This window comes from Janibacter sp. GXQ6167, assembly GCF_041365945.1.
Classification (GTDB): domain Bacteria; phylum Actinomycetota; class Actinomycetes; order Actinomycetales; family Dermatophilaceae; genus JBGFSK01.
On record NZ_JBGFSK010000008.1, the window covers coordinates 129,953 to 148,845 of the forward strand.

16 protein-coding genes are annotated in these 18,893 nt (G+C 68.3%); 6 read left to right on the top strand and 10 right to left on the bottom strand.

The window, feature by feature from the left end; translation table 11 throughout:
- The first annotated feature begins 48 nt into the window (after nucleotides 1–48).
- From AB8K43_RS12700 to AB8K43_RS12710, 3 genes are all read left to right on the top strand, one after another.
- Nucleotides 49–1,386, top strand: coding sequence for a S1C family serine protease (locus AB8K43_RS12700; protein ID WP_370894578.1), 1,338 nt, complete (start codon nucleotides 49–51; stop codon nucleotides 1,384–1,386).
- Between the two features lie 249 nt (nucleotides 1,387–1,635).
- Nucleotides 1,636–3,579, top strand: a complete 1,944-nt coding sequence (locus AB8K43_RS12705) for a DUF2339 domain-containing protein (RefSeq protein WP_370894579.1) — start codon at nucleotides 1,636–1,638, stop codon at nucleotides 3,577–3,579.
- Nucleotides 3,580–3,714: 135 nt separating this feature from the next.
- Complete coding sequence (locus AB8K43_RS12710) at nucleotides 3,715–4,011, top strand: WXG100 family type VII secretion target (RefSeq protein WP_370894580.1); 297 nt, start codon at nucleotides 3,715–3,717, stop codon at nucleotides 4,009–4,011.
- Nucleotides 4,012–4,071: 60 nt separating this feature from the next.
- Here AB8K43_RS12710 and AB8K43_RS12715 read toward each other — a convergent pair whose 3' ends face one another.
- The 10 genes from AB8K43_RS12715 to AB8K43_RS12760 form a co-directional block, all read right to left on the bottom strand.
- The gene (locus AB8K43_RS12715) at nucleotides 4,072–6,606 is read right to left on the bottom strand and encodes an ABC transporter permease (protein ID WP_370894581.1); all 2,535 of its coding nucleotides are present in this window, start codon (nucleotides 6,604–6,606) and stop codon (nucleotides 4,072–4,074) included.
- Nucleotides 6,606–7,373: an ABC transporter ATP-binding protein gene (locus AB8K43_RS12720; RefSeq protein ID WP_370894582.1), complete on the bottom strand. Its 768-nt coding sequence runs from the start codon at nucleotides 7,371–7,373 to the stop codon at nucleotides 6,606–6,608. The genes AB8K43_RS12715 and AB8K43_RS12720 overlap by 1 nt, the downstream gene beginning before the upstream one ends.
- A gap of 83 nt (nucleotides 7,374–7,456) precedes the next feature.
- Entirely contained in the window at nucleotides 7,457–9,391 is a 1,935-nt protein-coding gene (locus AB8K43_RS12725) for a potassium transporter Kup (RefSeq protein WP_370894583.1), read from the bottom strand.
- A 61-nt stretch (nucleotides 9,392–9,452) separates the two neighbouring features.
- Nucleotides 9,453–11,117: an alkaline phosphatase D family protein gene (locus AB8K43_RS12730; RefSeq protein ID WP_370894584.1), complete on the bottom strand. Its 1,665-nt coding sequence runs from the start codon at nucleotides 11,115–11,117 to the stop codon at nucleotides 9,453–9,455.
- 203 nt (nucleotides 11,118–11,320) lie between these two features.
- Nucleotides 11,321–12,946, bottom strand: coding sequence for a chaperonin GroEL (gene groL / locus AB8K43_RS12735; protein ID WP_370894585.1), 1,626 nt, complete (start codon nucleotides 12,944–12,946; stop codon nucleotides 11,321–11,323).
- A 244-nt stretch (nucleotides 12,947–13,190) separates the two neighbouring features.
- On the bottom strand, nucleotides 13,191–13,634 hold the full coding sequence (locus AB8K43_RS12740; protein WP_370894586.1) for a GNAT family N-acetyltransferase: 444 nt from the start codon (nucleotides 13,632–13,634) through the stop codon (nucleotides 13,191–13,193).
- A 64-nt stretch (nucleotides 13,635–13,698) separates the two neighbouring features.
- Complete coding sequence (locus AB8K43_RS12745) at nucleotides 13,699–14,022, bottom strand: DUF3263 domain-containing protein (RefSeq protein WP_370894595.1); 324 nt, start codon at nucleotides 14,020–14,022, stop codon at nucleotides 13,699–13,701.
- 214 nt (nucleotides 14,023–14,236) lie between these two features.
- Nucleotides 14,237–15,604 carry an aspartate aminotransferase family protein gene (locus AB8K43_RS12750; RefSeq protein ID WP_370894587.1) on the bottom strand — a complete coding sequence of 456 codons (1,368 nt, stop codon included), beginning with the start codon at nucleotides 15,602–15,604 and terminating at the stop codon, nucleotides 14,237–14,239.
- Between the two features lie 23 nt (nucleotides 15,605–15,627).
- Nucleotides 15,628–16,275 (bottom strand): HAD family hydrolase, encoded by a 648-nt coding sequence (locus AB8K43_RS12755; RefSeq protein WP_370894588.1) that lies wholly within the window; start codon nucleotides 16,273–16,275, stop codon nucleotides 15,628–15,630.
- On the bottom strand, nucleotides 16,272–16,628 hold the full coding sequence (locus AB8K43_RS12760) for a metalloregulator ArsR/SmtB family transcription factor (protein ID WP_370894589.1): 357 nt from the start codon (nucleotides 16,626–16,628) through the stop codon (nucleotides 16,272–16,274). The genes AB8K43_RS12755 and AB8K43_RS12760 overlap by 4 nt, the downstream gene beginning before the upstream one ends.
- Nucleotides 16,629–16,734: 106 nt before the next feature.
- Between AB8K43_RS12760 and arsB the strand changes: the two genes are divergently transcribed.
- The 3 genes from arsB to AB8K43_RS12775 all read left to right on the top strand — a co-directional run bounded on the left by arsB (nucleotide 16,735) and on the right by AB8K43_RS12775 (nucleotide 18,694).
- Nucleotides 16,735–17,853 carry an ACR3 family arsenite efflux transporter gene (gene arsB, locus AB8K43_RS12765; RefSeq protein WP_370894590.1) on the top strand — a complete coding sequence of 373 codons (1,119 nt, stop codon included), beginning with the start codon at nucleotides 16,735–16,737 and terminating at the stop codon, nucleotides 17,851–17,853.
- Complete coding sequence (locus AB8K43_RS12770; protein ID WP_370894591.1) at nucleotides 17,850–18,263, top strand: arsenate reductase ArsC; 414 nt, start codon at nucleotides 17,850–17,852, stop codon at nucleotides 18,261–18,263. The genes arsB and AB8K43_RS12770 overlap by 4 nt, the downstream gene beginning before the upstream one ends.
- A 209-nt stretch (nucleotides 18,264–18,472) precedes the next feature.
- Nucleotides 18,473–18,694: a three-helix bundle dimerization domain-containing protein gene (locus AB8K43_RS12775; RefSeq protein ID WP_370894592.1), complete on the top strand. Its 222-nt coding sequence runs from the start codon at nucleotides 18,473–18,475 to the stop codon at nucleotides 18,692–18,694.
- The last annotated feature ends 199 nt before the right edge of the window (nucleotides 18,695–18,893 follow it).

Below are 18,893 nucleotides of genomic sequence, written 5' to 3' on the forward strand. Positions count from 1 at the left end.
CGATAGCGGGTGACATAAGCCCTGCACTCGCCCTCAAGGAGTCGATCGGTGAGCACCACGTCCTTCCCCCCACCCGAACCGGGCCGCGCCCCGTCGACCCCACCGAACCCGCCCACCCCGCCGGATGGGCCACCCCCGACGGATCACACCGCTCCCGTGCCGCCGCACCCCACTGACCCCACCGCGCCGCAACCGCCGTGGACGCAGTCCCCGCCCCCGCGGAAGGCGCCGGGCGCCGGCCGGCGGATCGGCGAGCTCACGGCGGTCGCCCTCCTCTCGGCGGCCCTCGCGACCGGCGGCACCTGGGGGGCCATGACCCTCGCGAACGACGGCGCATCACCGACCTCACGCTCGGCCTCTTCGGACTCGAGCCCGGCGGCCCTGCCGATCTCGACCGCGCAAAAGAACGCCCCCGACTGGACGGCCGTCGCTGGCGCCGTCTCCCCCAGCGTGGTCGCGATCCGCGTCGAAGGGAGCAATGGCCAAGGGGGCGAAGGCTCCGGTGTCATCATCGACGACCAGGCCCACGTCCTCACCAACAACCACGTCGTCGGGGGCGCGGGACGCAGCCCGAAGATCACCGTGACGCTCGCCAACGGCCGCTCATACGCGGCCGAGATTACCGGCACCGACCCGTCGACTGACCTCGCCGTCATCGCGATGAAGGATGCGCCCTCGGACCTCACCGCGATCACGATGGGCTCCTCGAAGGACCTCGCGGTCGGCGATCCCGTGATGGCGGTCGGGAACCCGCTCGGCCTGGCCGGGACGGTCACCACCGGCATCGTGAGCGCCCTGGACCGTCCCGTGACGACCGAGGCCACGACCGACCAGCCGTCCTCCCCCTTCGGCCAGGGCAACCAGCAGACCGAGCCGGTGATCACCAACGCCATCCAGACCTCGGCGGCCATCAACCCCGGCAATAGCGGCGGGGCGCTCGTCGACGCCGCGGGCCGACTCGTCGGGATCAACTCCTCCATCGCCTCGCTCGGGCAGTCGAGCGGCGGCCAGTCCGGCAACATCGGGATCGGCTTCGCCATCCCGGTCGACGAGGCGCAGCGGATCGCCAAGCAGCTCATCGAGACCGGCAAGGCCGAGCACGCCTTCCTCGGCGTCGTGCCCGCGGACGGCACCGCCACCGTCGACGGCAGCACCCTCGCGGGTGCCGTCGTCCGCGACGTCACGAGCGGCACGCCCGCCGCGAAGGCCAACCTGCAAAACGGCGACCTCATCACGGCTGTGGGTGGCGATCGCGTCGAGTCGGCCGTCTCCCTCGTCGGCCACATCCGCCAGGAGGCCGTCGGCAGCACCGTCCAGCTCACCATCGTGCGTGATGGCAAGGAACAGACCGTCGACGTCACTCTCGCCAGCCGTCCGTCGAGCTGACTCAGGCAACTCACAGGGCTACCCCAGGGCGAATGAAGGGAGGTGAGGTTAAGTACTCATTGAAGGGCAGGGCGACGGTCTTATGACAAGCGCTCCACCGGAATCCCTCCCCCGGACGGCAAGCGCCGACCGGCCCGGTCCTTCGCCGCAGGGGTGCTACCCCGACCACACCAGGTGTGGCGTCTGAGATGGTCGGACTAGGTAGCCAGACTCATGCACCCGGCGTGTTTGACAGGGCACGCTGGGTGCATGAGCGCCTCTCCATCAGATCCCGTCTCGCGCAACAGATCGACCCTCGAGCAGGTTCGTGCGCTTGAAGACGACTTCGCTGCCGCGATGACCAAGATGTACGCGGTCGGCAATGACCTCGCGCGGCTGCGGATCGCCCTGGACCGCGCTCCGGCCGATCACCCCGCACCATCGGCTCCCCCGACTCCCGCTCCCTCCCCCGCGACACCCGCTCCAGGTGCGCCGGTCCCACCCGCCTGGCGCCCGCCCACCAGCGAACTGCAGCAGCCTCCCGTCGGCCCGGTACCGCCGGCCCAGCCGGCGACCTGGCCCCCTCTCCCTCCATCTCCTGCCGCCCCGCCAGCCGCCCCCCTTCCCCCGCGTGAGCCTTGGTGGCAGCGCGAAGGGATGATCGCGCGGGTTCTCGCCTCGGTGGGAGCCGCGATCACCCTGATCGGCCTGGCGTTCCTGCTGGCGATGGCGATCCAGTACGGGTACTTCGGGCCGGCCGCGCGGGTGATCTCGGGCGGGATCCTCTCGGTGGCCATGATCGGCGCCGGATTCTTCGCCAAGCGCCGCGGGCTCAATGACGCTGGCGCGGTCGGACTGGTCGCGACCGGCTTCGCGGCGGCTTATCTCGACATCATGGCCGTCACCCGCATCTACGAGTGGGTCCCGGCCATCGGTGGGCTCGTCCTCGCGGGTCTCGTCGCGATCGGTGGTCTTGTGATCGCGCGGATGTGGCGCAGTGAAATGCTCGGCGTCATCACCGCGCTCGGCGTCGGCCTCCTCGGCCCGGCGATCGGTGGGGGCCAGGTCGCCGTTGTGGGCGGCTTCTTGCTGATCATGGCCACGGCGACCGCCCTCGCCCCGGGCTCGGACCGGTGGTCCTTCCTCGACCTCGCGCGCGTCTTGCCGCCAGCGATCTACTTCTCGAGCCAAGCCGCGAACGCCCCGCAAACCGTTTCGCTCCTCGCGATCACCCTGGTCGCCGGGATCTGCGGCCTCGCGATCCTCGGGCTGCGCGATTCACGGGTGGGCGAGACCCTCGCGTGGGGAATCCCGATCGCGACGCTCGCGGCGGTGGCGGGTGGCCTGGCCACCGAGCGCTGGTACGGCACGGCGGTCTTGGTCGTGCTCTCCGCCCTTCTCCTTCTCACCGCGGTGGCAGCTCCGCCGCGCGCCGACTTGCCCGCTGGGTACCGCGTGCGGGAGGTCGCGATCGCGACGGCGGGGGCGACCACGCTCGTCGCGGTCGTCCACGCGACCGATTCGGCGCAGGCTCCACTGGTGCTCCTGATCGCCGCCCTGGCCTGGGTGGTCACCGCGATCCTGCTGCGCGATCGGGTGGTGGCTCTGACCGGGACCGCGTTGTCGGCGTTGGCGATCCTCCTGGCCTTCCGGCTCATCCCCATGCTCCTCGCGCGCCCGCTCGCCGATCGCATTACGCTGACTCACCTCGGTGAGACTGTCCTAGTCGTCGCCCTGCTCGCCACCCTTGGCGTCCTTGCGTACCGACTACTTCCCGAGACCATTGCGCGGACCTGGGGACGCGTGCTCGTCGCTGGCGCCGTCGTCTGTACCGCGGGAGTGGCCATCGTCGCCGGGGCCCTCATCGGTGGGGTCATCGCAGACCCCCGGTCCGGCTTCACCGCAGGGCACGCTGCTGCGACGATCATTTGGGCCGGGATCGCGACCTATTTGCTGATCCACGGGCTCCGTCGGACGGCGGACGCGTCGCTCGCCGTGCGCGCCGGGCTCGTCCTCGTGGTGGTCGTCGTCGCCAAGCTCTTCCTCTTCGACCTCGCGACCCTCTCGGGTTTCGCCCGGGTCCTCGCCTTCGTCCTCGCCGGGATTCTCTTGCTCGCGATGGGCACCGGTTATGGCCGCGCTCTGGACCGCTCCCGTCGTGAGTCTGCGGGCCACGGCGCACCTGCCCCGCCAGCGGCGGCCCCGCCGCGATAGGCCGGCTGAGCGGGCGCCTGTGGATAACTTCAGGCGCCCGCCGCGCCGGGTCCTACCGTTGATGGGGTGGGGCGGTTCACTTTCGTCGGCGCCACCAAGGGCCCGGCCCGCCTCCGACACCGAAGGGGGACGATCATGGGGAGCACCTTTGCCGTCAGCACCGACCAGTTGGCGAGCGCGTCGGGCGATATCGCTCGGATTTCTGCCGACATCGAGACCCAAGTCCAGGCGATGATGGGCCGGCTCAACGCCCTTCAGGACCAATGGCAGGGCAGCGCCTCCGGGAGCTTCCAGGAGGTCGTGACCCAGTGGCGTGGGACTCAGCGCACCGTCAAGGAGAGCCTGGACAGCATCTCCCGGGCACTGCATGAGGCCGGAGAGGTCTACGCGACGGCGGAGACCAACAGCCGGGCGCTCTTCCGGCGCACCTGACGACGGGCGAAGGGGGACGACCGAGCTCGCGTGGTCGTCCCCCTTCGTGTCATTGCAGCACTACTCGGAACTGATGGCGTCCAGGATGTTAAGGCGCCCGGCTCGGTAGGCCGGCCAGAGGGCGGCGAGCACCCCGACGACCGCCGAGGCGACCAGGAAGCCGACGAGTGAGGCCCACGGGATGACGAGTTCGGTGATCCCGTCCTCGACCAGCGCCCGCTGGATCGCCACGCCGGAGATCACCCCCAACCCGATCCCGAGGACCGCCCCAAGTAGGGCGATACAGATCGCCTCGAGTCGGATCATGCGGCGAAGTTGCGTGCGCGCCAGGCCCACCGCACGCAGCAGTCCGATCTCGCGGGTACGTTCCATCACCGAAAGTCCCAAGGTGTTGATGATGCCAAGCACGGCGATCACGATGGCCAGACCCAGCAGGGCGTAGATCAGGTACAACAACTGGTTGATGCTGGCCCGCTGCTCGTCCGCGTACCCGCGCTGGTCCTTCAAGGTGACGAGGGGCTGCCCCTTGATCAGGGCCTCAAGACGATCCTGCACGGCGGCCTTGTCGGCACCGGGCTCGATGAAAATGAAGACCCAGTTGTCGGCGCTCGGGGCACCGAGACGCTCCATCCCATCGAGGCTCACCAGGTAGCTCTTGTTCTGCAAGGCGGTGATTTCGTCGTAGAAGCCCGCGATCGTGAAGTCCCGCTCGACACCACCGGCGGCAATCTTCACCTTGTCGCCGACCTTCTTCCCATCGGACGTGTCGGAGCCGAGGAGAATCGTGTCCTTCGTGAGGTCGGCCGTGCCGGACGTCGCCTCGATCTTTTCGACATCGGCGAAGCTCTTCGGATCGACGGCTTGCAGATACACCCGTTCCCCCGCCACGCGGGTGGGGGTAAAGCGCACCGGGGAGACCTCGCGAACCCCTTCGACCTTGGCGGCGTCCTGCCCGATCTTCGACGAGAAGGGCTGACCCACGGCGTTGGAGAGCATGTAGTCGGCGCGGAAACTCGTCTCGATTTGCCGGTCCACGCTGGCTTTGGTGGAGGCCGAGACGACGCCCATAAGCGCCACCAGCGTCATCCCGATCATGAGGGCCGATGCGGTCGCGGCCGTACGCCCCGGGTTGCGGATGGCGTTTTGCTCGGCCATCCGCCCGACGGTGCCGTAGAGGCGCCGATAGACCCAGCCGAGGCCGCGAATCACCGGGCGACCGGCGAAGGGGGCGAGGAAGGCGGTCCCCAGCAGCATCCCGACGATCCCGGCACCGATCCACCACAGTTGCCTGGTGTCGACGAAAAACAGACCGACGACGAAGGCGATGACGCCAGCGATCAGCAGGAGAACCTTCAGCACGTCGCGGATCGGATGCGCGGCGGGCTCGCTTGCATCGCCGGCGCGCATCGCCTCGACCGGCGAGACCGATCCCGCGCGGCGGGCCGGCAGCCAGGCGGCGACCATCGTGACGATGACACCGACGAGATAGGCCGCGATGACGGTGCGCGGGTTAAAGACCAACTCACTCGTCGACAGGTCGAGGCCGATCGTGGCAAAGAGCGCCTTGATCCCCATCGCGAGCAGCACCCCGACCGCCAGGCCAGCAGTGCCACCGATCACGCCGACGACGAAGGCTTCGAGGAGCACCGAGCGGCTCACCTGGCGACGGCTCGCTCCAATCGCGCGGAGCAAGGCGAGCTCGCGACTGCGCTGCGCCACCAAGATCGAGAAGGTGTTGACGATGAGGAACGAGCCGACGAAGAGGGCGACTCCGGCGAAGACCAGCAAGAAGGTGGTGATAAAACCCAGGGCCTCTTGGATCTGGGTCTGGGCCTCATCAGCAATGGCCTTGCCGGTCTTGGCTTCGAAGCCCTTCGGCACGAGCGCGCCGACCTCATCGGCGACCTGTTGCTTGTCGACACCATCCTTCGTGGTCACCCAGACGGTGTTGAAGGCGTCCTTGCCCTTGAGGAAGTACTTCTGGGCGGTGGTGGTGTCGAAGATGCTGACCGAGGCGCCCGCCATCCCCCCTTCGCCGAAGATGAAGGTCCCGACGACCCTGGCCTTGATCTGCGGGTAGTCCCCGGCGGTCACCAAGGCGATCTCATCGCCGACCGTGTAACCGGCGCGAGCGAGGGTCTGCTCGTCGATCGCGACCTCGCCCTCCTTGGTGGGGGCCCGGCCGCTCGTGTACCGCACCGGAGGCTCGCCGAGCTGGTTGGGAGCGTCGGTCTCGTTGAAGGCAAGTGCCGGGGCGCCTTGGCCACCAACGACATTGCCGGACTTGCCGACGACAAAGACGCCGAAGGCATCGACGCTGCCGTCGACCCGCTCGACCCCATCGAGGTCTCGATACTGATCGAGGTCCTTGGCTGGGACGGTCACGCCGGGAGCGCCGAAGGACTCGGCTGCCTGAGCGTTTTGGACCACGACATCGCCGACGGTGCCGTCCATGATCCCGTCGAAGGTGCGGCCCAAGGTGTCGGTGAAGATCAGCGACCCAGCGACGAAACCGACGCCGAGGATGATCGCCATGGCCGACATCAGCAGGCGCGCCTTGCGCGCCAACAGGGATTTGAAGGTGGCGCGCAGCATCAGAGAGTGTCCTCGGTCTGCGCCATCATCGCCTCGAGGATCTGCTCGCGGCTCGGGTGCCAGAGTTCGCCCGCAACCTCACCGTCACGCAGGATCAGCACGCGGTCGCAGTGGCTCGCAGCTACCGGGTCGTGGGTCACCATGACGATCGTTTGGTGATACTCGTCCACGCTCGTCCGCAGGAACCTCAGCACCTCGGCCGAGCTGGTCGAGTCGAGGTTGCCGGTCGGTTCGTCGGCGAAGACGACCTCGGGCTTGCTGACGAGCGCGCGGGCGCAGGCGACGCGCTGCTGCTGGCCGCCGGAGAGTTCGCTCGGGCGGTGCCCGAGGCGTGAGCGAAGGCCCACGGTGTCGACGACGAGGTCGAACCACTCGCGGTCGACCTTGCGTCCGGCGATGTCGAGCGGGAGCAGGATGTTTTCCTCGGCGGTGAGCGTGGGGACGAGGTTGAAGGCCTGGAAGACGAAGCCGATCTTGTCGCGGCGCAGGGCGGTGAGCTTCTTCTCCTTCAGCGCGGTGAGCTCGACATCACCGACCGTCACCGAGCCGGAACTGGCCGAATCCAAGCCAGCGAGGCAGTGCATCAGGGTGGACTTGCCCGAGCCGGAGGGGCCCATGATGGCGGTGAACTCGCTGGCGTTGATGTCGAGGTCGACCTCGTTGAGGGCGACAACAGCGGTGTCCCCGCTGCCGTAGATCTTCGAAAGGCCCCGGGCGGAGGCGGCCGGGGCGGAGTGAGTGTCGGTGGTGGCGGGTGCGGCGCTCATAGCGGTAACGGTACGGGTCGCAGCCGACCGCGGCAGTCCCGCCCACCTCCGAGGAACGCCGGGGGTTATCCCCCCTTCTCGCCCTAGAAGCGCACCTGCGTCCCCATCAAGACCGTGCGGTCGATCGGGAGGTGGAAGTACTCGGTCGGGCTCGCCGCGTTATGGGCGAGCGCGACGAAAATCCGCTTGCGCCACTGGCTCATCCCGGGTCGGTCGCTGCGGTGGAGTGTGATCCGGGAGAGGAAGTAGAACGCGGTGTCGGGGTCGACGTTGACGCCGCGCTCGTGGGCGAGGGCCAACGCGGAGGGCACGTCCTGGCTGTCTTGGAAGCCGAAGTTCAAGGTGAGATGGGTGATCGCCACCCCCTTGTGCCGTCGGGCCCCGATCATCACCCGATCCTCCGGCCCGACGTGGGGCACGTTGCGGGAGAGGGTTGTCACGATCAGGATCTGCTCGTGCGCGACGTGGTTGAAGGAGACGTTGTCGCGGAGCGCGAGCGGCGCCGTGGCGGGATTGCCGTGGAGGAAGACGGCCGTGCCGGGGACGGTCGTGACCCCCTTCGAGGCGATCGTGTTGAGCAGGGGGCGAAGGGGGCCTTCGAGCTTCGAGCGGCGCGCCGTGACGAGGGCGCGCCCACGCCACCAGGTGAGCATGACCGTGCCGATGATCGCCGCGATCGTGAGCGGTAGCCACCCACCGTGGGTGATCTTGGTGAGGTTCGCGGCGAAGAAGACGGCTTCGATCGAGCCGAAGACGAGGACGAAGGCACCGACGCGCGCGGGCGACCACTTCAAGGCGGTGTCGGCGTAGACCGCGAAGAGCGCGGTGGTGAGGAGCAAGGTCGCGGTGACGGCGAGTCCGTAGGCAGTCGCGAGCCGCTCGGATTCGCGGAAGGTCACCATGAGGAGCAGGACGCCGCCGAAGAGGAGCCAGTTCACCACCGGGACATAGATCTGGCCACCATGATCGGAGGTGTAGCGCACGGTGAGGCGCGGGAGGTAGCCGAGGCGCTCCGCCTGCCGGGACACCGAGAAGGCTCCGCTGATCACCGCCTGGCTCGCAATCACGGTCGCGAGCGTCGCCAGGACGACGAGCGGGATCCGCATCGACTCGGGAGCCAGGTGGAAGAAGGGGCTCGTCGACATCTCCGGATCGGCGAGGATCAACTGACCCTGCCCCAGGTAGTTGAGGGTGAGGCACGGGAAGACCAGCAGGAACCACGCCCGCCGGATCGGGGCGCGACCGAAATGGCCCATGTCCGCGTAAAGCGCCTCGGCCCCGGTGATCACCAGGACGACGGCGCCCATCGCGACGAAGGCGACGAAGGGGCGGTCCACGGCGAAGAGGACGGCGTGGTGCGGGGAGAGCGCGCCGATGACCGCGGGCTCGGCGAGGATGTGCGGGATGCCGAGCGCGGCAAGGACCACGAACCAGGTGATCATGATCGGGCCGAAGAACCGCCCCACCGCCGCGGTCCCGAAGCGCTGCAGCACGAAGAGGGCGACCACGATCGTCATCCCGATCGGGAGGACGAGGTCTCCGAGTGCCGGGTTCGCGACCTTCAACCCTTCGACGGCGGACAGGACCGAGATCGCCGGGGTGATGAGGGAGTCGCCGTAGAAGAGGGACGCCCCGATCACGCCGAGCATCATCACGAGGGTGTAGCGCTTCGAGCCGCGTCGCAGGTGCTGGCGGGTGAGGTGCGCGAGCGAGAGGACACCCCCTTCGCCATCGTTATCGGCGCGCAAGATGAAGAGCACGTACTTGACCGTGACCACCAGGGTGATCGACCAGAAGACGAGGGAGATCACCCCGTAGACATCCTGCGGCGTCGGGTCGACCGTGTTGTGGTTGATCGAAAAGACGGTCTGGAGCGCGTAGAGCGGGCTCGTCCCAATATCGCCGAAGACGACTCCGATCGCTCCGAGGGCCAGGGCCCAGGTGCCACCTCTTCCCTTGTGGTTGGTGCGCTCGGGCGAAGGGGGTGCGGGTTCGGCCGCGACCGACGAAGGGGTCACGAGCGCTGATCGTAGACCGCCCGCGCCCGGAGGGCGTCACCAGTTCCGCTCTGCCGGGGCGTTACCCGACGGTCGCCTCGGCGACCTGCACCAACGCCGGATGCGCATCGTCCCCATCGACGACCTCCCCGGCGTGCCAGGTCACGGTGAGGCGCTCGCCCTTCACCTGCGCGACCGCGATGTTGTTGTCGAACCACGGCCCGTGGGTCACCGTCCAGGGGTAGCGGGGCGGATCGACCCCCTTGGCGCGATCCGACGCCCAGCGCATGGGGCGCACGAGCGCGCGGGCGAAGAGGGACATGACGACGCGGACCGCTCGCGGCATGGGGTTGCGGATCGGCGAACAGACCGCTTGGACGATCCGAGAGCGCGCGCCGTATTGGTCGGCATCGGTGACCTCCGCGACGTACGAGTGGTGCACATCGCCCGAGAGGAACGTAATGGTGGCGGGCGGCTTGCCGCGCTCGCCGCGCGCGACGGCCATGACCTCTTCGAAGACCTCGGCGAATCCGGTCTGGAAGGCCGCCCAGTGCTCGAGGTCGATCACCTGGCGGAGGTGTTCGGCCGTCCAGCGGACCGGCGCCGAGCGCTCCGGCGACGCGAGTTCCTCATCGATCGCCTCGAAATCGTGCAGCCCCGGCGCGAGCAAGAAGGGCAAAGAGGTCCCGATGAAGAGGTGGTCGACATCGCCGCGCATCTGCTCACGGAACCAGTCCATCTCGCCCGGGTCGAGCATGTCGCGGTGGTCCGGTTCGAGCACGCGAGCGGCGCGGGAGTCGACGACGATCAGCCGGGTGTCCCCGAGGTCGCGGGTATAGCTCCAGCGGTAACTCTCCGGTTCGCGATCGACGCGTTCGGCGAGGGAGCGCAGCGGCTGGGTGAGGTCGACCTGGCCCGGTGACTCCCCCTTCGCCACGAGGGCCCAGTAGGGGTCTTCGGCGAGTTCCTCGGGCGCGAGGTTGCCGATGTGTTGGTAGACCCAATAGCTCGTGAGGGCCCCGATGAGGCGTTCGTGCCACCAGGGCAGGGCGTTGATTTCCTGGTGCCACTCGTAGGAGGTGTTCCAGTCGTCGCGGACATCGTGGTCGTCGAAGATCATCGCGCTCGGGAGGTTCGCGAGCAGCCACCGGTTCGCCGGATCGCTCCACGCGAGGTGGTACAGGTGGGAGTACTCGGCGAAATCGGCGAGTTCCTCCTTCGGCCCCTTCGTGATGTCCCGCCGCGACGCGATGAACTCACGCATCGCCTCACTCGTCTCATCGGCGTAGACCTGGTCGCCGAGGAAGGCGACGGCGTCCGGCCACTCCTGCTCCCCCTTCGCCAGGGCCAGGGCATAGGCCCTCATCGCGTCGACCCCGTGGCTCGCGTGGTGCTCGGCGTCGTGCGGGACGCTGGTGCGGCAGGAGCCGAAGGCAAGGCGCGTCGGTGTCTCGCTCGTCAAGGTGCGGATCGTGGACGGCGGGAAGGGGGAATCCGGCGCGGGCCAGACCACCTCACCGTCCAAGCGGAGGCGGTAGGGGTACTGCGTCCCGGGTTCGAGGTCGGTGATCACGACGAGGGCGTAATGGTGGTCTTCGACGATGAAGGTCGGGGCGCCGACCACGCGATCGTCGAGCTCGACCTCCACCCACGCCGGCTCGGTGGTCTGCACCCAGATCGTCGCCTCGTGGTGCCCGACGAAGCGCAGCAGGGGTCCAAGAGCGAGGCGGTCAGCAGCGACAGTCACCCCGCCATTGTGACCCCAACCCCCTCCCCCTTCCTCACTTTGCTTAAGCACGTCCTTGATGCTCAGCCTGGAGGGTCGGCAACGAGGACGTGCTTAAGCAAAGTCGGGAGGAAGGGGGCGGGGTGCGCGAAGGGCGGTCCGCCCCCTCAACGGGGAGAACCGCCCTTCGTGGCGTGATCGCGATGCGATGTGCGGGGGACTCCTTAGAAGCCCATGCCGCCCATCTCGTCGCCACCGGGCATCGCGGGGGCAGCCTTCTCGGGCTTGTCCGCGACAACGGCCTCGGTGGTGAGGAAGAGCGCCGCGATGGAGGCGGCGTTCTGCAGCGCGCTGCGGGTGACCTTGGCCGGGTCGATGATGCCGGCCTGGATCATGTCGACGTACTCACCGGTGGCGGCGTTGAGGCCCTCACCGGCGGGCAGGTGCGCGACCTTCTCCGCGACGACGCCGCCCTCGAGGCCGGCGTTGACGGCGATCCGCTTCAGCGGAGCCTCGGCAGCGACGCGCACGATGTTGGCGCCGGTCGCCTCGTCACCGTCGAGGGCGAGGCCCTCGAAGGCGGCCTTGGTGGCCTGGAGGAGAGCGACGCCACCACCGGCGACGATGCCCTCTTCGACGGCGGCCTTGGCGTTGCGCACGGCGTCTTCGATGCGGTGCTTGCGCTCCTTCAGCTCGACCTCGGTGGCCGCGCCCGCCTTGATGACGGCGACGCCGCCGGCGAGCTTGGCGAGGCGCTCCTGGAGCTTCTCGCGGTCGTAGTCGCTGTCGGAGTTCTCGATCTCGGCCTTGATCTGAGCCACGCGACCGGCGATCTGGTCGGCGTCGCCGGCCCCTTCGACGATCGTGGTCTCGTCCTTGGTGACGACGACCTTGCGGGCCTTGCCGAGCAGGTCGAGCTCGGTGGTCTCGAGCTTCAGGCCGACCTCTTCGGAGATGACCTGGCCACCGGTCAGGATGGCGATGTCGGCGAGCATGGCCTTGCGGCGGTCACCGAAGCCCGGAGCCTTAACGGCGACGGACTTGAAGGTGCCACGGATCTTGTTGACCACGAGGGTGGACAAGGCCTCGCCCTCGACGTCCTCGGCGATGATCAGCAGCGGCTTGCCGGACTGCATGACCTTCTCCAGGAGCGGAAGCAGGTCCTTGATCGAGCCGATCTTGGAGTTCGCGACGAGGATGTAGGGGTCCTCGAGGACGGCTTCCATCCGCTCGGTGTCGGTGACGAAGTACCCGGAGATGTAGCCCTTGTCGAAGCGCATGCCCTCGGTGAGCTCGAGCTCGAGGCCGAAGGTGTTGGACTCCTCGACGGTGATGACGCCTTCCTTGCCGACCTTGTCCATCGCCTCGGCGATCTTGGCGCCGATCTCGGGGTCAGCAGCGGAGATGGAGGCCGTGGCAGCGATCTGCTCCTTGGTCTCGATCTCCTTGGCCATCGAGAGCAGCTGGTCGGAGACGGCCGCGGTGGCCTTCTCGATGCCGCGCTTCAGGGCCATCGGGTTGGCGCCGGCCGCGACATTGCGCAGGCCCTCGCGGACCAGCGCCTGGGCGAGCACGGTGGCCGTCGTCGTGCCGTCACCGGCGACGTCGTCGGTCTTCTTGGCAACTTCCTTAACGAGCTCGGCCCCGATCTTCTCGTAGGGGTCGTCGAGCTCGATTTCCTTAGCGATGGACACGCCGTCGTTGGTGATGGTGGGGGCGCCCCACTTCTTCTCCAGCACGACATTGCGGCCCTTGGGACCGAGGGTGACCTTGACGGCGTCGGCGAGGGTGTTCATCCCGCGCTCGAGACCGCGCCGGGCCTCCTCGTCAAAAGCGATGAGCTTAGCCATTCGGGTGGTTCCTCCACGCGAATCGAAGGTGTGCGGCCGAGCGGCGCCCGCGACGGACGAGCCGAGCGCCGCGGTTCATGTCCCCCGTGACGCGTACGACCCTCACCGGACCGGCCAGGATTGTCACTCTCATAGCGAGAGTGCTAACGCCATTATTGGCACTCAGGAGGGGAGAGTGCAAACGCTCGCTCGCCCCGGGTCAGCGCCGCCGTGGCCACGGCGGGTCCTACGACCGGACGTGAGCTCAACCGAACCGGCGAAGGGCGAGGCCCGGCTCGATGATCGTGAAGCCGCGCTGGGCGTAGGTCGCCTCATCGGGCGCCTCGGGTTCGGCGATAACGAGTCGCAGCCCGGCCCCCTTCGCCCAATCGGTGGCGGCGTGGATCAGGGCCGGGCCCACGCCATCCCCGCGGTGATCGGGCCGGACGAAGGGAGGGAACAGCCACCCGCGGGTTCTGCGCCCGAGGGGGTCGGGGACGACGGCGAGTTGGACGAACCCGGCGTGCTCACCGTGGCGCTCGGCGATCCAGGTCGGCAGGTCGCGGCGGCGCGCCTGCCAGGCCTCACCCGTGCGCTGCAAGAAGTCTGGGTCCGGGTCGGCCCCCTTCGCCCGCTGCATTTGCAGCACCAGCGCGGCGACCAACAAGGCGTCAGCGGCCCCCGCTCGGACGATGCGCACCGGCTCCATACCGGTATCGAACCACCCTCGCGCGATCAGCCCGCCCTGCGGAGGGCGCGAAACGCCTCAGAAACTACAGTTCGAGGCGGTGGACGGCGGCGCCATCGCGGCCGGCGCGGGTCGAGTCGACACCCAGGCGGCGAGCGGTGCGGGAGCGCTGACGCTGATCGCGCATACGGCGCAGCCGCTTGACAAGCATCGGGTCCTCGGCGAGCGCCTCTTCGCTATTGAGCAGGGCGTTGAGCACCTGGTAGTAGCGAGTGGGGCTCATCTCGAAGAGTTCCTTGATCGCCTGCTCCTTCGAGCCGGCGTACTTCCACCATTGCCGCTCGAAGGCGAGGATCTCGCGGTCGCGCTCGCTCAACCCACTCACGTGTGATGGGTCAGCCTGGGTCACGCTGCTCACGGGGTACCTCTCCTCGGGTGCGGTCGATCGCCACTATATCCAAGTGAATGACAACCGTGTCATTCGTCGCGGCGTGTCCGCTGGACAGCGCGAGTCCCACCTGTCACACCAGCCCCCTTCGCCCCGTCCTTCGCACATGCCCGGGCTCTTGTCGTCGCAAATGCCCGGGCATTTGCCAAAGCAGGGGGTGAAGGGAGGGGTGGGGTCAGCGCATCGTGTCGAGGATGTCGCGAATATCGTCCACGCTCGTCTCCGGGTTCACGATCGCGAACCGGGCGAAGGTCTCACCATCGTGGGTCGTCGGGACGACGAAGGCGATCTCCTGCGCCAGCAGGCGGTCGGACCACTCGTAGTAATCCGATGACGACCACCCGATCCGCCGGAACACCATGACGGTCAAGTCCGGCTCCCGGATCAGCTCGAGCTCGTCGCGGCGCTTGATCTCCTCTGCCGCAAACCGCGCCACCTGAAGGGTGTGCTCGATCGCCGCGGTGTACCTGTCGGTGCCGTAGGTCGCAAGGGAGAACCAGAACGGCAACCCCCGCGCGCGCCGGGTCAGGCCCACCGAGTAGTCGGTCGGGTTCCACTCATCGGTGTCGGTCAGCACGTCGAGATAGCCGGCCCGCTGAGTGTGCGCGGCGCGCGCCTTCGCGGGCTCGCGGTAGAGCAGGGCGCAGCAGTCGAAGGGGGCGAAGAGCCACTTGTGCGGGTCGACGATGAAGGAGTCGCAGCGCTCGATCCCCGCGAAGCGATCGCGCACCGTCGGCGCCGCGAGCCCGGCCCCGCCGTAGGCCCCATCGACGTGGAACCAGATGCCGTACTCGGCGCAGACCTCGGCGACCGAGGCCAGGTCGTCGATGATCCCGAAGTTCGTCGTGCCGCTCGTCGCGACGACGGCGAAGAAGGTCTCGGGCCCCTTCTCCTCGATCACGGCGCGCAGATTCTCGCCGGTGAGGCGCCATTGTTCGTCGACCGGGACGGGGACGTACTCCGCGTCCATCACATCGCAGGCGGACTTGATCGACGAGTGGGCGCCCTCGGTCGCTGCGACCCGCCACGGCCGCACCCCTTCCGGCGCGAGCACGCGGGCCTCGAAGCGCGCGGTCACCAGGGCCGAGAGGTTGCCGACCGTGCCGCCGGGGACGAAGACGCCACCGGCGCGTTCGGGCAGGCCGACGAGGTCGGCGACCCATCGCAGGGCCTGGTTTTCCGCGTAGACCGCCCCGGAGCCCTCGAGCCACGATCCGGCATAGATCGAGGAGGCGCCGACGACGAGGTCAAACATCGCGGCGGCTTCGCTGGGGGCGCACGGGATGAAGGAGAGGAAGCGCGGGTGGTCGGTCGACAGGCACGCCGGGGCGAGGACTTCGGTGAAGATGTCCATCGCGCGCGGGCCCCCGATGCCCTCGGGCGTGATGGTCTGCCCCGCGGACTCGGTGAGTTCGGCGAGGGTCCGGGGGGTATCGAGCGGGACGGGATCGAGCTTGAGTCGATGCTCGGAGTATTCGAGCACCGCCTTACCGAGTTCGTGGATGTCCGCGTTCGTCGTGGGGGTGTACTTGTTGCCGTGCACGGCCCGACTGTAAGGCCTCGCAGCTACGGGAGCAGCACCTCGCGCAAGGTCTGGTGGTCATGCACCAGGCGGGTGGGCTCGGCGGCCGCCAGGTCGTCGTCGCGACCGGCGCCCCAGGTCACCGCGACCGCCGACATCTGGGCGGCCTGAGCGGCCTGCACATCGACGACGGCGTCCCCGACATAAACAGCCGAGGCCGGATCGACGCCCAGCCGCTCGCACGCGAGGAGAAGGGGGTCGGGCTGCGGCTTGTGAATCTCGGTGTCCTCCAACGCGACCAGCACCTCGATGTCACCGTCGAGCCCGAGCGTGGCGAGCGCCTCCGCGGTCTGCGCGCGGCGGCGCGACGTCGCCACCGCAACGCGGACGCCAGCGGCGCGCAGGTCGGCGACCAGCTCGCTCATCCCGAGGTAGGCCGTCACTCGGCGGGGCAACTCGGTGGCCATGAAGGGGACATACACGGCTTCCAATTCATCGGCTCGATCGGCATCGATTTCGTGCATGCGGGCCGCGAGCGTCCGGCCGATCCCGGCACGAATCACGTCATCATCTTCGACCCACCCGAGCACGGTCGCCGTCGTATGCCGGAAGGCGTCCATGATGATCGAGATCGTGTCGGCGAGCGTCCCATCGAAGTCGAAAACGACTGTGGGCCAGCGAGGTTCGCTCATGAGGTCAGAGCCTGCCGGGCGAGCGCGAGCCGCTCAGGGACCAGCGCGAACCACGCCCACGAGCCACGCCGCTCGCGGGTCAAGAGCCCGGCCTCGACGAGGATCCTCAAGTGGTGACTCACCGTGGGCTGCGCGAGACCGAGCGGGGTCGGCAGGTCGCACGCGCACACCTCGCCCCCTTCGGAACACCGGACGATGCTCAGGATCTGGAGGCGCACCGGGTCGGCGACGGCCTTCAGCAGACGGGCGACGACGTCGGCATCCTCACGGGTGAGGGGAACCCCCTCTTCGGTACTGCAGCACCGCGCGACAGCGGTGTCGAGGAGCGGGAGCTCAGAGCGAGTGGCGGGCATGCCGCCGAGCATACCTCGGCCATATTGACATCCATCAATACCGCCTGTCAGGGTTGACGCATCGACGCCGGTCGATCTGCCCATCGTCGCCACACCGAGGAGCCTGATGTCGACCGCCACCGAAGACCTAGCCGTCGCCGAGCGCCTGTCGACCCTCGACCGATACCTGCCCGTTTGGATCGGCGCCGCGATGGTCGTCGGCATCCTGCTGGGCCGGACCATCCCCGGGCTCGACGCGGCGCTCGAAGCAATCCAGGTTGGGGGCCTCTCGCTCCCGATCGCGATCGGCCTGCTGGTGATGATGTACCCGCCGCTTGCGAAGGTGCGCTACGACCGGCTCGGAACCGTGACGAGCGACCGACCGATGATCATTAGTTCGCTCCTGCTCAACTGGATCGTCGGGCCGGCCCTGATGTTCGCGCTGGCCTGGATCTTCCTGCCCGACCTACCGGAATACCGGACCGGCCTGATCATTGTCGGCCTCGCGCGATGCATCGCGATGGTGATCATCTGGAACGACCTCGCCTGTGGTGACCGGGAGGCCGCGGCCGTCCTTGTCGCTCTCAACTCGATCTTCCAGATCCTCGCCTTCGCCGCTCTCGGCTGGTTCTACCTCCAGGTCCTTCCAGGCTGGCTCGGGCTCGAGCAAACCGCACTCGATGTCTCGTTTACCCAGATCGCAGGGAGTGTCCTGATCTTCCTTGGCATCCCCCTTCTCGCGGGGTACCTCTCGCGTCGGATCGGCGAAGGGCGCAAGGGTGGCGGTTGGTACGAAGAGGTCTTCCTCCCCCGAATCTCGCCGTGGGCCCTCATCGGGTTGCTTTTCACGATCGTGGTGCTCTTTGCGCTGCAGGGCGACCAGATCACCTCGCGACCGCTCGACGTCGCGCGAATCGCGATCCCGCTCCTGATCTACTTCGCCGTCATGTGGGGCGGCGGGTACCTCCTCGGCCGGGCACTCGAGATGAGTTACGAGCGCACCACGACGCTGGCCTTCACCGCCGCTGGGAACAATTTCGAGCTGGCGATCGCGGTCGCCATCGCGACCTTCGGTGTGACCTCCGGCCAGGCGCTCGCTGGCGTCGTGGGGCCGCTCATCGAAGTCCCCGTCCTCGTCGCCCTCGTTTACGTCTCGCTCGCGCTTCGTCGACGCTTCCCGCACCACGCGGCCCGCCCCCTTCACTCGGAAGAGACTCACCCCCTTCGCTCGGAAGGCTCGTCATGACCACCCGCCCCTCCGTCCTCTTCGTCTGCGTGCACAACGCCGGGCGTTCGCAGATGGCTGCCGGCTGGCTGCAGGCGCTCGCCGGTGACGCCGTCGAGGTCCGCTCCGCCGGGTCCGCACCGGCCGCCTCGGTCAACCCCGCAGCCGTGGAGGCGATGGCCGAGGTCGGCATCGATCTCACCTCCGCCGAACCAAAGGTCCTCACCCCGGAGGCGGTCCAGTCCAGCGATGTCGTCGTGACGATGGGGTGCGGCGACGCGTGCCCGATCTTCCCCGGGAAGCGGTACGAGGACTGGCAGTTGAGTGACCCGGCGGGCTTGGGTGTGGAGGCCGTGCGCCCGATTCGCGACGAGATCCGCGGTCGTGTGGAGGCTCTCCTCACCGACCTCGGCGTCAGACCCGCCACGTGACACCGGGCGCGGTTGTTTCCGCGTCCCCTGTCCGTGACCGCGACCAGAGCGAAGGGGGCTCACGCTCACCCCGTCGGTCGCGCCTCATCGACCACTCGGCGTGGCGCTCGGTCAACCCGCGCACCGCGGCGTCGCGTTGCGTTAACCTGGAGTTCACCAGCAGCGCCTGGTCCGCAACGTTTGATCGATTCAACTGGAGGTCGACACCCATGCTCAGCCACGAGAGCTTCGACCACGTCTTCGCCCACATCGCCCGCGACCTCGCCGCCCGCTACGAGGGCGTCGTCCCCGCCGAGCGCGTCGAGGCGATCGTCCAGGACGCTCGGGCCGAGCTCGAACCGGGCAGCCACCACCCCGAGTTCCTCGCCGGTCTCGTCGAGCACGCGGCCAAGGAGAGGCTGCACGCCCTCGTCGAGCCCGCCACCACCTGAGAGCCGACAACCCAGGGCCGCCGTCCGGGCGCCCCCGTTGCGCCTGACTTTGCTTAAGCAGCGCCTAGGTGCTCATCCTCGAGGGTGAGCACCTAGGTGTACCCGGCCATCAGGTTGGTAGCAGCGCGCCTGCTTGAACGAACGAGAACCTCCGAATGGGATGTGGCTTGTCGAAGGCCCACTCCAACCCGGAGGTTCT